Origin of the sequence: Thioalkalivibrio halophilus (assembly GCF_001995255.1) — a bacterium.
Classification (GTDB): domain Bacteria; phylum Pseudomonadota; class Gammaproteobacteria; order Ectothiorhodospirales; family Ectothiorhodospiraceae; genus Thioalkalivibrio; species Thioalkalivibrio halophilus.
The window spans coordinates 1-13942 of the sequence record NZ_MUZR01000007.1; the positions used below are offsets into that span (position 1 = coordinate 1).

General features: G+C 68.4%; 8 protein-coding genes and 1 pseudogene. 5 read left to right on the forward strand and 4 right to left on the reverse strand.

The window, feature by feature from the left end; genetic code table 11:
* The 3 genes and pseudogenes from B1A74_RS14445 to B1A74_RS02135 form a co-directional block, all read right to left on the reverse strand.
* A pseudogene (locus tag B1A74_RS14445) lies at positions 1–163 on the reverse strand (Hsp20/alpha crystallin family protein); the annotation flags it as partial.
* 1164 nt (positions 164–1327) lie between these two features.
* Positions 1328–3046 (reverse strand): proline--tRNA ligase, encoded by a 1719-nt coding sequence (locus tag B1A74_RS02130; protein WP_077243643.1) that lies wholly within the window; start codon positions 3044–3046, stop codon positions 1328–1330.
* Between the two features lie 49 nt (positions 3047–3095).
* Positions 3096–3437, reverse strand: coding sequence for a phenylpyruvate tautomerase MIF-related protein (locus B1A74_RS02135; protein WP_018946422.1), 342 nt, complete (start codon positions 3435–3437; stop codon positions 3096–3098).
* 287 nt (positions 3438–3724) lie between these two features.
* Here B1A74_RS02135 and B1A74_RS02140 point away from each other — a divergent pair, with 287 nt between their 5' ends.
* The 5 genes from B1A74_RS02140 to B1A74_RS02160 all read left to right on the forward strand — a co-directional run bounded on the left by B1A74_RS02140 (position 3725) and on the right by B1A74_RS02160 (position 12602).
* Entirely contained in the window at positions 3725–4774 is a 1050-nt protein-coding gene (locus B1A74_RS02140) for an efflux RND transporter periplasmic adaptor subunit (protein WP_018946421.1), read from the forward strand.
* A complete protein-coding gene (locus B1A74_RS02145) occupies positions 4771–8070 on the forward strand; it encodes an efflux RND transporter permease subunit (RefSeq protein WP_077243644.1) in 3300 nt (1099 codons plus the stop codon). Before B1A74_RS02140 ends, B1A74_RS02145 begins: the two co-directional genes overlap by 4 nt.
* 243 nt (positions 8071–8313) lie before the next feature.
* Positions 8314–8532, forward strand: coding sequence for a hypothetical protein (locus tag B1A74_RS02150; RefSeq protein WP_018870032.1), 219 nt, complete (start codon positions 8314–8316; stop codon positions 8530–8532).
* Between the two features lie 19 nt (positions 8533–8551).
* Complete coding sequence (locus B1A74_RS02155) at positions 8552–8758, forward strand: hypothetical protein (protein WP_018870031.1); 207 nt, start codon at positions 8552–8554, stop codon at positions 8756–8758.
* The gene (locus B1A74_RS02160) at positions 8742–12602 is read left to right on the forward strand and encodes a PAS domain-containing protein (protein WP_077243645.1); all 3861 of its coding nucleotides are present in this window, start codon (positions 8742–8744) and stop codon (positions 12600–12602) included. The genes B1A74_RS02155 and B1A74_RS02160 overlap by 17 nt, the downstream gene beginning before the upstream one ends.
* Here B1A74_RS02160 and B1A74_RS02165 read toward each other — a convergent pair.
* Complete coding sequence (locus B1A74_RS02165; protein ID WP_077243646.1) at positions 12593–13942, reverse strand: nucleoside recognition domain-containing protein; 1350 nt, start codon at positions 13940–13942, stop codon at positions 12593–12595. The two genes, B1A74_RS02160 and B1A74_RS02165, sit on opposite strands and share 10 nt — an antisense overlap.

Here is a 13942-nt window from a genome sequence, read left to right on the forward strand (position 1 = left end):
ACTCCCAGGCGCGCATCGCCTCCAGGCGCTCGGATTCGCTCATCTGCTCCCAGTGTTCCTCCGGCACGCCGTAGATGCGCGGGGCACAGGCGGCCAGCATCAGGGCCAGGCCCAGCACGGCGGAAACCAGGGCGAAGCGGGCAACGGATCGGGTCATGGTCATGGCGGCAATCCCTGTCGGATGGAACATGATGGCCGCCGGGGCGGCTCGGTCAGTCTATCGTGCCGGGGCTGCCTGAGTGGCGGCTGAACGGCCATGCCCGTGCTTGACCGCTGCCGCGGGGTCTTGAGCTGGCGCTGCGGAGTCCGGGGCTTTCGGCTGCCGCCGGGGGGTGCGCTCTCTCGCGAGCGCGCCGCGAGGTCCTTTCTTGCTTGCCCAAGAAAGGACCCAAAGAAGGGCACCCGGAGCTCGCCCGGGAACCTTGCTCCGGGCACCTCGCGCCGGCGGCGCCGAACTCGCGAAGCTGCGCTTCGCTCAGACATCCGGCGCCTTGTTTCCGGCGCGAGGCACCCTCCGCAAGGGGCTCGCAACGGGAGGGGGTAAACCGGAGGCGTTCCGGCCATTGGTGCCCGGGTCCCGGCCCGCTTCATCGCGGGGCGCTCGAATCGTGCGTTTCCTGGTTCCTGATGCAAGGGCGGCCCGGTGCACCAACGGGTTCAAGCTTTGGTACGGGCCCTTCGCAGAGCTCATTTCCGTCCATCCTTGCAAAGGAATCGCGTGCGGGCAGGGGCCGGACCCACCCCCAAGCCCTGATGGAAGAAGGTCATGCGGCTCGGCAGGGCATGCCCATGGCCCTACCCGGGCACCCTCCCGGTGCCGGGTGTGCAAAGGTGGCTGTGGGAGGCGAGCCCTCTCGCCGATCCGGCATGATCGGTCGCCAACGATCCTGTTCTCGGCCGGGCCGTTCACAGCCGCGGCCTGCCCGCCTGGCGGAAAAGGAACGGGCGGTGGGCCGGCGGCCCCGTTTGCCGCACCGAGCGCAGAGGTCGGGTGCGGGAGAAAAGGCGCTGCTTGTCTGAGCGAAGCGCAGCTTCGCGAGTTCAGCGCCGCCCGCGCCCGGCCTCGGAGCGAGGGAATCCCGGGCCGCGTCAGCGGACCGGGATGCGGCAGTCGGGGTGACTTCTTTGGGTCCTTTCTTGGGCAAGCAAGAAAGGACCTCGCGGCGCGCTCGCGAGAGAGCGCAACACCCCCGGCGGCAGCCGAAAACCGCCGACTCCGCAGCGTCAGCTCAAGGCCTGGCGGCAGCGGTCAAGCACGGGCACCAGCAGCCCGATCGCTTGCTTGCAAGCTCCTGCAGCCGCATCCGGGCGCCGGTGCGGGTGGCGCCTACGCGCCGTGCCCCGTGCGTTCGCGCAGGGCCGCCACCAGCCCGTCCATCGGCAGGTGTTCGGCCTCGCCGGCGGTGCGGGCCTGGTATTCGAGCTCGCCGGCGTCCAGGCCGCGCTCGCCGATCACGATCCGGTGCGGGATGCCGATCAGCTCCATGTCGGCGAACATTACGCCGGGGCGCTGTTCGCGATCGTCCAGCAGGACCTCGAAGCCGGCCGCCTGCAGCTCGTCGTGCAGCTGTTCCGCGGCCTCGCGCACGCGCTGCGACTTCTTCGCGCCGATCGGGCACAGGGCGATGTCGAACGGGGCGATGGCGGTGGGCCAGCAGATGCCGCGCTCGTCGGAGTTCTGCTCGATGGCGGCGGCGACCACGCGCGAGACGCCGATGCCGTAGCAGCCCATGGTGACGATCTGCTCGCGCCCGTCCTCGTCCAGCACCCGGGCGCCCAGGGCCTCGGAGTACTTGTCGCCGAGCTGGAAGATATGGCCGACCTCGATGCCGCGGCGGATCTCGAGGGGGCCGGAGCCGTCGGGCGCGGGTTCGCCCTCGGTGATGTTGCGCAGGTCGGCACTTTCCGGGCGCGGCAGGTCGCGTTCCCAGTTGACGCCGGTCAGGTGGTGGCCGTCCTCGTTGGCGCCGACCACCATGTCGGCCATGGCGAGCACGGCGTGGTCGGCCAGCACCGGGATCGGGCTGTCCACCGGGCCCAGCGAGCCGGGCTCGGCACCGAACGCGGTACGGATCTCGCCCGCCTCCGCCATGCGCAGGGGTTCGGCGATCCAGGGGTGCTTCTCGGCCTTGACGTCGTTGAGTTCGTGGTCGCCGCGCAGCACCAGGGCGACCAGATCGGCGTCGACCGCGTCGCTGGCGGCCACCACCAGGGTCTTGACCGTGCGTTCGGTCGGCACGTCGAGGAAGGCCGCGAGCTCGGCGATGGTGTGCACGTCCGGGGTGGCGATCTTCTGCAGTTCCTGCGCGGGCGCGGTCGGCGCCGCGGCGGACGGGCAGGGCGCGAGTTCGACGTTGGCGGCGAATCCGCCCGGGGAGAAGGCGATCGCGTCCTCGCCGGAGGCGGCCAGCACGTGGAATTCGTGCGAGGCGTTGCCCCCGATCGCGCCGGTATCGGCTTCCACCGCACGGAAGTCGAGGCCGCAGCGCTGGAAGATGCGGCAGTAGGCATCGTGCATCTGCTGGTAGGTCTGCCCCAGCGAGTCGGCATCCAGGTGGAAGGAGTAGGCGTCCTTCATCAGGAATTCGCGGGCGCGCATCACGCCGAAGCGCGGGCGGCGCTCGTCGCGGAACTTGGTCTGGATCTGGTAGTAGTTCACCGGCAGCTGGCGGTAGCTGCGGATCTCGCGGCGGACCAGGTCGGTGATGACCTCTTCGTGGGTCGGGCCATAGCAGAAATCGCGTTCGTGGCGGTCCTTGATGCGCAGCAGCTCGGCCCCGTAGAAGTCCCAGCGTCCGGATTCCTGCCACAGCTCGGCCGGCTGGATGGCCGGCATCAGCACCTCCAGGCCCCCGGCGCGGTCCATCTCCTCGCGCACGATGTTCTCCACCCGGCGCAGCACGCGCAGGCCCAGCGGCAGCCAGGTGTACAGCCCGGAGGCGAGGCGGCGGATGTAGCCGGCGCGCAGCATCAGCTGGTGGGAGACGATCTCGGCGTCGGCCGGGGTTTCCTTCAGGGTGTTCAGCGGGAATTGCGAGACGCGCATGGGGCTCGGGCCTTGTGGTCGGTGGTCGTTGAGCGGACGGGGTTCGGGATCAGAACGTGGTGCCGTTGGTGCCCCAGAAATGCCGCGGGGCGTCGGCGAACTCGATGTAGACGCGCGCCGGCTCCACGCCCAGTTCGGCCTGCAGGGCGTCGCACAGCTTGCGTGACAGCTCGCGGGTCAGGCCCTCGGGCAGGCCGATGCTCTTGAGTTCGCAGTAGGCGAGTGCCTCGGTGCTGCCGCCGAAACGCATGTGGGCGTTGTGGCCGAGGGCGACCATCACGTAGCCCTCGGGCTTGTTCAGCCATTCGGCGACCGCGGTCGACAGGCGGGCGGTGACGGCATCCGGATCGGCGGGCAGGGCAACGTTGGTCTCGATACGCAGCAGTGGCATGGCGGTCTCCCGGGAATGAAACGGCGGTCGGGGAACGTCCCCGTGCGGGTGCCGACATGATACGGACAGACGCGGCGCGGTGCAGGGGGTTGCAGGGCTTTGCTGCAAAACCGACGGGGAAAGCTATACTCCGGGCAGTTACCGGGGTTGCGGTCGGGGATTTGCCTGCCCGTGGCCGGCTCCGTTACATTAGGGAAAACTAATATATTAAAGAACGGCCCCGTGACGGCTGACCGCCCCGCAAGAAGGGTGGCAGGAGAGGGCCGAATATCCGGAAGGACCACACCATGACACGACTCCCGATCCTCGGGGCCGCGCTGCTTGCGCTGGCTCTGCCGCTGACGGCCCAGGCCGATGATCTGCCCTTTGAAACCGCCGAAGCCGAGCGTCTGACCCTGCCGCAGGAGCGTGTGCTGGATGGCCGTGTCGAGGCGGTCCAGCGCTCCACCATCTCGGCCCAGACCTCCGGGCGGGTCCGCGAGATCTACGTGGACGTGGATGACTTTGTCGAGGAAGACGAGCTCCTGCTGCGCATCAGCGATGTCCAGCAGCAGGCGCGTCTGAGTCAGGCCGAGGGTGACCTGGCCGATGCGCGGGCACGTTTCCGCGAGGCGCGTTCGGAGTTCGAACGCATTCGCGAGGTGTTCGAGCAGAACGTGGTGTCGCGCTCGGAGTTCGAGCGGGCCGAGGCCCAGCTGGAATCGGCCCGTGCGCGCCTGCGCTCGGCCGAGGGGCGGGTGGACGAAGCCCGCGAACAGCTGGGTTACACCGAGGTGTATGCGCCGTACTCCGGGATCGTGACCGAGCGCATGGTCGAGGTCGGGGAATCGGTGTCGCCGGGATCGCCACTTCTGGCGGGACTGAGCCTGGATCGCCTGCGGGTCGAGGTGGACGTCCCGCAGCGCCTGATGCCCGGGTTGCGGGATCGCCGCGAAGCCGAGGTCATCCTGGATTCCGGTGAGCGGATCGCCGCCGAGAATCTGACCCTCTTCCCCTACGCGGATCCGCGGAGCGGCACCTTCCGGGTGCGCGTGAACCTGCCCGAGGACGAGAACAATCGTGGTCTGTTTCCCGGCATGTTCGTGAAATCGGCTTTCGTGCTGGACGAGGTCGAGCGGCTGATGGTGCCGCAGGAGGCCGTGGCCTATCGCTCCGAGGTGATCGCGGTGTACGTGATCGACGAACAGGGCCGGGTGCGCTTTCGTCAGGTCCGGACCGGGCGCGAGCATGACGGCATGATCGAGATCCTCGGTGGTCTGCGCGAGGGTGAACGCGTCGCCCTGGATCCGGTGCATGCCGCGATCTTCATGAAGGAACACCAGCAGGTGACGCGATGAGCGGCGGCAGCGCGGAAGCGGCCCCGGAGCGCATGGGGATCTCCGGGCGCATCGCGAAGGCGTTTCTGACGACCCAGATCACGCCCCTGCTGGCGCTGGTGGGTCTTTTGCTGGGGTTGTTCGCCATCCTGGTGACCCCGCGCGAGGAAGAGCCGCAGATCAACGTCACCATGGCGGACGTGTTCATCCCGTTCCCCGGAGCCAGCGCCGAGGAGGTGGCCCACCTGGTTTCCACGCCGGCGGAGCAGGTGCTGTCCGAGATCGAGGGGATGGATGACATCTACTCCACCTCGCGTCCGGACATGGCGCACATCACCGTGCAGTTCGAGGTCGGCGAGGACCGCACCGCGGCGCTGGTACGGCTGTACAACCAGATCTTCTCCAACGATGACTGGATACCGCAGAACCTCGGGGTCGGCGAGCCGATGGTGCGGCCGATGGGCATCGACGACGTGCCCATCGTCAACGTGACCCTGTGGACCGAGGACGAGGAGCGCGGCGGACACGACCTGCTGCGGGTGGCCCACGGGCTGGAAACGCAGCTCAAGCGCGTCTCCGGCACGCGCGACATCTACACCGTGGGCGGGCCCGATCACGTGGTTCACGTGCGCTTCAAGCCGGAGATGCTGGCGGCGCACAACCTCGCGGTGGACGACCTGCGCGAGGCCCTGGCGGTGTCGAACTTCTCGCGCGATGCCGGGCATCTGTATCAGGACGACGAGGAGATCCTGATCCAGGCCGGCGATTTCATCACCGAGCCCGAGGCGTTCGCGCGGCTGGTGGTGGGGATGCATGACGGACGTCCGGTGCATCTGGAAGACGTGGCCGAGGTCGAGCAGGGCCCCGGCTATCCGAGCGAGCACGTACGCTTCGCCCATGGTGCCGCGGCCGAGGGCGGCGGGCACATCGGCCAGAGTCACCCGGCGGTGACCGTGGCGGTGGCCAAGCAGCCCGGCACCAACGCCCCTGACATCGCCGACCAGGTCATCGAGCGTCTGGATCAGCTGAAGGGGAGTTACATTCCCGAGGGCGTGGAGGTCTCGATTACCCGCAATTACGGGCAGACGGCCGAGGACAAGGCGTCCACGCTGATCCAGAAGCTGATGCTGGCGACCGCATCGGTGATCATTCTGGTATGGATCGCCCTGGGCTGGCGTGAAGCCTTCATCGTCGGCGTGGCGGTGATCATTACCCTGGCGCTCACGCTGTTCGCGTCCTGGGCCTGGGGCTTTACCCTCAACCGGGTGTCGCTGTTCGCGCTGATCTTCGCCATCGGCATCCTGGTGGACGACGCGATCGTGGTGGTGGAGAACATCCACCGGCACATGGTCCAGGGCGGGCGCAAGTTCCTCGAATCCATCCCGCTGGCGGTGGACGAGGTGGGCGGCCCGACCATCCTCGCGACCTTTACCGTGATCGCGGCGCTGCTGCCCATGGCCTTCGTTACCGGGCTGATGGGGCCGTACATGAGCCCCATCCCGATCAACGCCTCCATGGGGATGGTCCTGTCGCTGGCGGTGGCCTACGTGGTGACTCCGTGGCTGACCTACAAGGTGCTGCGGCGTCAGGGCGAGCAGCTGGAGGCCGGCGGCGGCCATGGTGCGCACGAGGGCGAAGCTGCTTCTGCCGGCCTGATGCGCCTGTTCAATTTCGTCCTGCTTCCGTTCCTGGGAACCGGCGGGCGGAAGAAGGTGAATCGCATGGTGCTTTGGGGCGGCACGCTCGTGCTGATCCTGGGCTCGGTGTCGCTGGCCTATTACCAGCTGGTGGTGCTGAAAATGCTGCCATTCGACGACAAGTCGGAGTTCCAGGTCGTGCTGGACATGCCCGAGGGCACCAGTCTGGAACGCACCGGCCAGGTGCTGGGCGAGATGGCCGACTACCTCAAGACGGTGCCCGAGGTGCACGACGTGCAGACCTACGCGGGCACGGCCACGCCCATCAACTTCAATGGCCTGGTGCGGCAGTACTACCTGCGCGAGGGCAGCCATGTCGGCGACATCCAGGTGAACCTGGTGCACGACTCCGAGCGTGACCGCCGCAGCCACGACATCGCGCTGTCGGTGCGCGACGAGATCAATGCCATCGCCGGGCGCTATGACGGCGCGGCGGTCAAGGTGGTCGAGGTGCCGCCGGGACCGCCGGTGATGTCGCCGATCGTCGCGGAGATCTACGGTCCGGACTACGACGGTCAGATCGAGGTGGCGAAGCAGGTGCGCGAGGTGTTCGAGGACACCGAGGGTCTCACCGACATCGATGACTCGGTGGAACACCCGGGGCCGAAGAAGATCCTGCAGGTGGACCGCGAGCGCGCCGCGCACCTGGGTGTGCCGCAGATGGCCGTGGTCGAGGCCATCGATACCGCGCTGTCGGGCGAGGATGTCACCTACCTCTACGGCTCGAACATCAAGTACGCGGTACCGGTCCGTCTGGAGTTCGATCGCGCGGAGAAGGGCAGCCTGGAGCCGGTTCTGGGACTCAAGGTCCGCTCGCAGAGCGGGGAGCTGGTGCCGCTGTCCGAGGTAGTGACCGTGGTGGATTCGAGTCGCGAGCACTCCATCCATCACAAGAACCTGCTGCCGGTGGTCTATGTCCAGGGTGACCTGGCGGGGGGTCTGGACAGTCCGCTGTACGGCATGTTCGACATGTTCTTCGGGCTGCGCGACACGCCGATGGTCCATGGCGAGCCGCTGGAACAGCGGTTCATCAGCCAGCCGGGCGATCCGTATAACTACAGCCTGAAATGGGACGGCGAGTGGCAGGTGACCTACGAGACCTTCCGCGACATGGGCATCGCCTATGGCGTGGGGCTGATCCTGATCTATCTGCTGATCGTCGCGCAGTTCCGCTCGTACATGGTGCCACTGGTCATCATGGCACCGATCCCGCTCACGGTGATCGGGGTGATGCCGGGACACGCCCTGGTGGACGCGTTCTTCATGGACGCCAAGTTCACGGCGACCTCCATGATCGGGATGATCGCGCTGGCCGGGATCATCGTGCGCAACTCGATCCTGCTGGTGGACTTCATCAACGAGGAGCTGCGCCGCGGGGTGGATACCATCGAGGCGGTGGTGCATGCCGGTGCGGTACGGGCCAAGCCGATCGTGCTGACGGGGCTGGCGGCGATGGTCGGCGCCGGGTTCATCCTCGATGACCCGATATTCTCCGGGCTGGCGATCTCGCTGATCTTCGGGGTGTTCGTCTCCACGGTGCTGACCCTGGTCATCATCCCGGTGCTGTACTACCTCTACGTGCGCAACCGGGTGGACCAGATCCGCGAACAGGAGGCGTAAGCCGGCCCCGTCATTGCGAGGAGCGTAGCGACGAAGCAATCGCCATGGCGACCCCCGGCCCCGGTGCACTGCGGGCAGCAACCGATTGCCACGTCGCCTTCGGCTCCTCGCAATGACGCAGGCGGGGGCGAGTAGCGGCCCCGGCACGTTGTTGCATGGCAATGGCACGACCGGAGTCCGGCGTTTTCGCCGGGCGACGGTACCGGCATACAATTGGGGGCCCGAACGAACCGGAGTGGCTCGATGAATGTGGACATGGGAGACGAGGGCCTGGATGTCACCGGGATCAGCCGCGAACAGTGCGCGACCCTGGTGGAGGCCCTGAAGGCCAGCAGTGATCAGAGTTTCATGGAGGATCCGGAGCTGCGCAAGCTGTTCAAGCTGCTCGCCGTGCTGCAAAGCGATCTGTGGGACGAGATGACCGCGGGTCAATTCGATTTCAGTCAGTACAAGAAGCAGTAAGCCACTGCAGGAGACTGTCATGTCCGATCCGTCCGGCGGCCGCCCCTCGAATTTCGTCATCGGCAATATCCTGCTGGGGCTGGCGGCCCTGATGCTGTTCTTCTTCGTTCCGCTGTGGGAGCGGATCGGCGTGGTGGCCCTGTTCCTGTGGATGGTCCTCGCTGCGGCGGGGGTGTACTTCATCGTGAAGGACAAGGACATAACGCCCGGTGGACCGCCGAACTGATGCCCCCCGGACGGGGGAGCAGGCAGCCGGTATCGAGACCCCGGACACCGTGTCCGGCGGGCGCTCGCGGGCCGCTTTTCCGGCCTTTCTGAGCGAGCGCCTCGCACGCCTGCGCGACGCCGCGGGCGAGCTCGATCAGGGTGAATGCTCCGGGGACTGCGTGGACCGGCTGTATCGCGAGGTCAGCGCCCTGGCCCGCGTGGCCCGGACTCACGGGGTGCAGGAGATCCTGCGCCTGGCCGAGTCACTACAGGCGACCCTGGCCGGGCTGCGGGCCCGTCCGAACACTGCCGATCGCGAACTGCTGCGTCTGGGCCTCGCGCGCCTGGAGGCCGCCGCGGAGGCCTGGGCGCGTCAGGAACAGGGGGTGCCGGAGACGCGCCTCCAGCCGCAGGTGTCGGCGGATGCGGGTGGCGGCCGGGTGCAGGTGGTCGCGGAGGTCCCGGAAGTCGGCGAGGCAGTGGCGGGCATGCTGCGTGATCACGGCTTCGCCGTGGTGCTGACCGGCGCCGAACCGGACGCGGCGGGCGCCGGCGGGGTCACCGCGCGGGTGGTCTGCGTCGGCGAGGTAACCCCGGAGTCCGCGGTGCTCACGCGACTGCAGGAACCGGGACGCGGGTTTTTGCCGACCCTGGTGGTGGCGCGCTCCTGGAGCCCCGGGGCGCGCCTGCAGGCCGTGCGCGAGGGAGCGGCCCGCTGCCTCGATTACCCGCTGGCGGACGATACTCTGCTGGAGCAGCTGGTGCAGATCGGCGGGGTGGTCGCGGATACGGGGTATCGGGTTCTCCTGGCGAGTGCCCGCCCCGAGGCTGCCGACGACACCCTGGTGGCGGGTCTGCGGGAGGCCGGACTGACGGTGGAGGTCCAGCCGGACCCCGATGCGGCGCTGGCCGGCCTCCACGGCGGCGAGGTCGAGGTCCTGGTGCTGGATCTGGACGAAGGGGGGTGCAGCGCCGAGGAGTTCGCGGCCCTGCTGCGCACCCGCGACAACGGTTCCTCCATCCCCATGCTGGTCCTGACCGCCGATCCCGGACGGGTGAACGAGCTGATGGCCCTGCACCCCGGGGCGAGCGGGGTGTTCCTCAAACCGGTGGAGCCGCGCCGGCTGGCGGACGCGGTGGTGGCCCGGGCCCGTCAGCAGCGCCAGGTCGACGGGGTCACCTCCGCGTATCGTCAGGCGCTGTATGAACGCGAACGCGAGCATCTCGCGGTCAACGAGCACGCGCTGGTGAGCATCACGGACGTGGCCGGCGACATCATCTATGCCAACGAACGGTTCGCGCGGGTCAGCGGCCATGCGGTGTCCGACCTTCTGGGGCGCAACCATCGCCTGCTGAAATCGGGGGTGCACACTCCCTCGGTCTATGCGGAACTCTGGGAAACCATTGCCGCGGGCCGCATCTGGCAGGGCGAGCTCTGCAACCGCGCGCGGGACGGCTCGCTGTACTGGGTCGAGACCACCATCGTTCCCTATCTGGATGGCGACGGCCTGCCGTATCAGTACGTGTCGATCCGCACCGACATCACCACGGTGAAGCGTCAGGAGCATCGCCTGCGCAGCAGCCAGCGCTTCGCCAACATGGGGACCTGGGAATGGACCCCGGGACGCGAGGAACTGCAGTGGTCCGAGCGTATCGCGCCCCTGCTGGGCCACTCTCACGGAGACCTCGAGCCCACGGTGGAAAACTTTCTCGGTGCCGTGCACCCGGAGGATCGCGAGCGGGTGGAAAACGCCATCCGCAGTTCCCTGCGTCGCGGGTCCTATCTCGAACTGGAGCACCGGGTGGTCTGGCCGGATGGCACGGTTCGCTGGCTGCTGCAGCGCGGTGACGTCGAGCGCGACGCCAGTGGCGGCGTGCTGCACATGCTGGGTGTGTCGCAGGACATCACCAAGCGCAAGCAGTCCGAGCTGGCGTTGACCCGTCAGACCACGCGGCTGCGCGAAGCCCAGCGCCTTGCGCGCGTGGGGCACTGGGAACACGATCCGGTGACCGGGGCGCTGTGGTGGTCCGACGTGGTCTACGAGATCTTCGCCCTGTCCCCGGGCGACGCCCCGGTGAGCATGGAGGGCTTTCGTGCGTTCGTGCACCCCGAGGATCGCGAGCGGCTCGACCGCGAATATGCCGGGGTGCTGGCCGAGGGGCGGGGTGAGGTGTTTCTGCGCATCCGGCGCGATGACGGCGAACTGCGGCACCTGCATCTGATTGCCCATGGCGAAAGCACCGGGGGCCGGGAACAGAACGGCCGGCTGACCGGAACCGTTCAGGATGTCACCGAACTGCAGCAGGCCCAGGAGGAACTGTCGCTGTTCCGGCGCATCTTCGAGGCCTCGGAACAGGCGATCTCGGTCGCCGACCGGGAAGGCCGCATGGTGTACAACAACCCCGCGGTGCTGGAGATGACCGGCTTCGAGGAGGCCGATCTGGCGGGCCGATCCTATCGCGAACTGATCCCGGCGGAGGCGGAACAGTCGGCGCGCGAGATCGACGAAATCCGCGAGGCTGGCGGGGCCTGGACCGGTCAGCTGCCGATCCGCTGCCGCAACGGCGCGGTGTTCATGTCCAGCAGTACCATCGGCGTGGTGCGTGACAGCCGTAGCGAGCCGCAGTACATCTTCAACATCTTCGGGGATTTCACCGCGGAGCTGCAGCGGCGCGCCGAGCTGCAGTGGGCCCGCGAGGAGGCCGAGCAGGCGAGCCGGGCGAAGTCCGACTTCCTGTCCAACATGAGCCACGAGCTGCGCACGCCGATGAACGCCATCCTGGGCTTTGCCCAGCTGTTGCAGCGCGACACGTCGCTGGGCGAGCGCCAGCAGAGTCAGCTGGACGAGATCGCCCGCGCCGGCCGGCACCTGCTGGAGCTGATCAACGAGATCCTGGACCTCGCGCGTATCGAGTCGGGGCGGCTGCAGGTGACGCCGGAACCGGTGGACGTGGCGGACGTGGTGGACGAGTGCCTGTCGCTGCTGCGGCCGCTGGCGCAGGAGCGCGAAGTTCGCCTGGAAGGCGCGCGGGCGGCCACCGCGGATGCCCCGCGCGTGCAGGCCGACCGTACCCGGCTCAAACAGGTCCTGCTGAATCTCTTGTCCAACGCCATCAAGTACAACCGCGAAGGCGGGCGGGTGACGCTGCTGGGCGCTGCGGGGCAACAGGGGCTGCAGCTGGAGGTGCACGACACCGGCCCCGGACTGACTGCCGAGCAACAGGAACGGCTGTTCCAGCCCTTCGACCGGCTGGAGGCGGACTCCAGCGGGGTGGAGGGCAGCGGCGTGGGGCTCACCATCACCCGGCACCTGGTGGAGATGATGGACGGCCGGCTGGGCGTGACGAGCACGCCGGGCGAGGGTTCCTGCTTCTGGTTCGAACTGCCGCTGGCCGCGGACAGCGATCTCGGGGCAACACCCGGGGGCGGGCCCGATCACCCGGCCGCGGCCGGCGCATCGGAACTGCCGGCGTCCGGCACGCCGCGCACGGTGCTGTGCATCGATGATCAGCCGGCCAACCTGCGCCTGATGGAAGAGGTCCTGGGACCGGAGTCGGACCTGGAAACGGTGGTGGCCGAGACCCCCCTGAAGGGCCTGGAGGAGGCGGCGCGGCTGGCGCCGGAACTGATTCTGCTGGATCTGGCGATGCCCGGCATGGACGGTTATCAGGTGCTGCGCGCGCTGCGGGCCGACGACCTGCTGGCCGGCGTCCCGGTGCTGGCGGTGACCGCCGATGCCACCGACCCGACGCGTGAGCGTGCGCTGGCGGCCGGTTTCGCGGAGGTGATCACCAAGCCGGTGGATCCGGCCGGACTGCGTGAACGGGTGCGCCAGGCGTTCGCGGGCAGCGCTCAGAGGTAGAGCCAGGCGACGATCGCGACCGCGGCGACCACCGCCACCGCGTCGGCGCTCAGCGCGGCCGCCAGGGTATGGCGGACCCGCTTGACCCCGATCGCGCCGAAATAGACCGCGAGCACGTAGAAGGTGGTCTCGGTGGAGCCCTGCAGGGTGGACACCAGCATGCCGACGTGGGTATCCGGCCCGGTGGCCGGGTCCTGCATGATCCCGGCCATGATGCCGTAGGCGCCCGACCCGGACAGTGGCCGCAGCAGTGCCATCGGCAGGGCCTCGGCGGGCAGCCCGAAGGGCGTGGTCCACGGCCCGACCAGCCCGACGAACATCCCCAGCGCGCCGCTCTCGCGCAGCATGCCCACCGCGACCAGGATCGCCACCAGATACGGGATGATCCGCAGGGCCACGTTGAAGCCCTCTTTCGCCCCCTCGACGAAGACCTCGTATACCGGCACGCCGCGGATGACGCCATAGGTGAGGAAGCCCACCACCAGTCCCGGGATGATCCACGGGGCGATGGCCTGGCCGTAGATGATGGTCAGCGGGATGATCGCCAGCACCCCCAGCAGGACCAGGATCGAGACCCAGGCGGGATAGCCCTCGGCCGGGACCTCGATGTTCATCGGCTGGGGCTGCTCGCCCGGCTCCGTGTCCCGGTCCGCATCGGAACGCCGGTCCCCGGCGGGGTCGGCTTCGGCGTCGGGGTCGTCAAGGCCGCCGGGCGGGATCTCGCGGGTGGCCGCCGGGGGGCGGAACCAGCGTTGCAGGACCAGCGCGCTGGTGATCCCGGCGACCGTCGCGAACAGCGTCGCGAACAGCGTGGTCGGCAGGATGGCGGCCGGATCCTCCGAGCCCAGCGAGGCACGCAGCGCGATCACCCCGGTGGGCAGCAGGGTGATGCTGGAGGTGTTGATCGCCAGGAACAGCGCCATCGCGTTGGTGGCGGTGCCCGGGTGGGGGTTGAGCTTCTCCAGTTCCTGCATCGCGCGGATGCCGAAGGGCGTGGCGGCGTTGCCCAGGCCCAGAATGTTGGCGGAGAAGTTGAGGATCATCGCGCCCATTGCCGGATGTTCCGGCGGAACATCGGGGAACAGGCGCACCATCAGCGGCCGCAGCAGGCGGGCGAGGACGGTGAGCAGGCCGCCGGCCTCGGCGATCTTCATCAGGCCCAGGAACAGCGCCATTACCCCGACCAGCCCCAGCGCCAGTTCCACCGCGGCGCCGGCTGCCTCCACTGCGCCTTCGGAGAGGTCCGCCATGGGGCGTTCCTCCGGATCGGTGGAGCGCAGCTCGCGCAGCGCCGCGGTGGTGAACGCGATGACGACCAGCGCAAGAAAGATCGCGTTCAT

What these genes read in the sequence shown, in the direction of transcription:
- B1A74_RS02130 (WP_077243643.1), bottom strand. Translation starts at nt 3,046, where the DNA reads ATGCGCGTCTCGCAATTCCCGCTGAACACCCTGAAGGAAACCCCGGCC.
- B1A74_RS02150 (WP_018870032.1), top strand. Translation starts at nt 8,314, where the DNA reads ATGAATGTGGACATGGGAGACGAGGGCCTGGATGTCACCGGGATCAGC.
- B1A74_RS02155 (WP_018870031.1), top strand. Translation starts at nt 8,552, where the DNA reads ATGTCCGATCCGTCCGGCGGCCGCCCCTCGAATTTCGTCATCGGCAAT.
- B1A74_RS02165 (WP_077243646.1), bottom strand. Translation starts at nt 13,942, where the DNA reads ATGAACGCGATCTTTCTTGCGCTGGTCGTCATCGCGTTCACCACCGCG.
- B1A74_RS02145 (WP_077243644.1), top strand. Translation starts at nt 4,771, where the DNA reads ATGAGCGGCGGCAGCGCGGAAGCGGCCCCGGAGCGCATGGGGATCTCC.
- B1A74_RS02140 (WP_018946421.1), top strand. Translation starts at nt 3,725, where the DNA reads ATGACACGACTCCCGATCCTCGGGGCCGCGCTGCTTGCGCTGGCTCTG.
- B1A74_RS02135 (WP_018946422.1), bottom strand. Translation starts at nt 3,437, where the DNA reads ATGCCACTGCTGCGTATCGAGACCAACGTTGCCCTGCCCGCCGATCCG.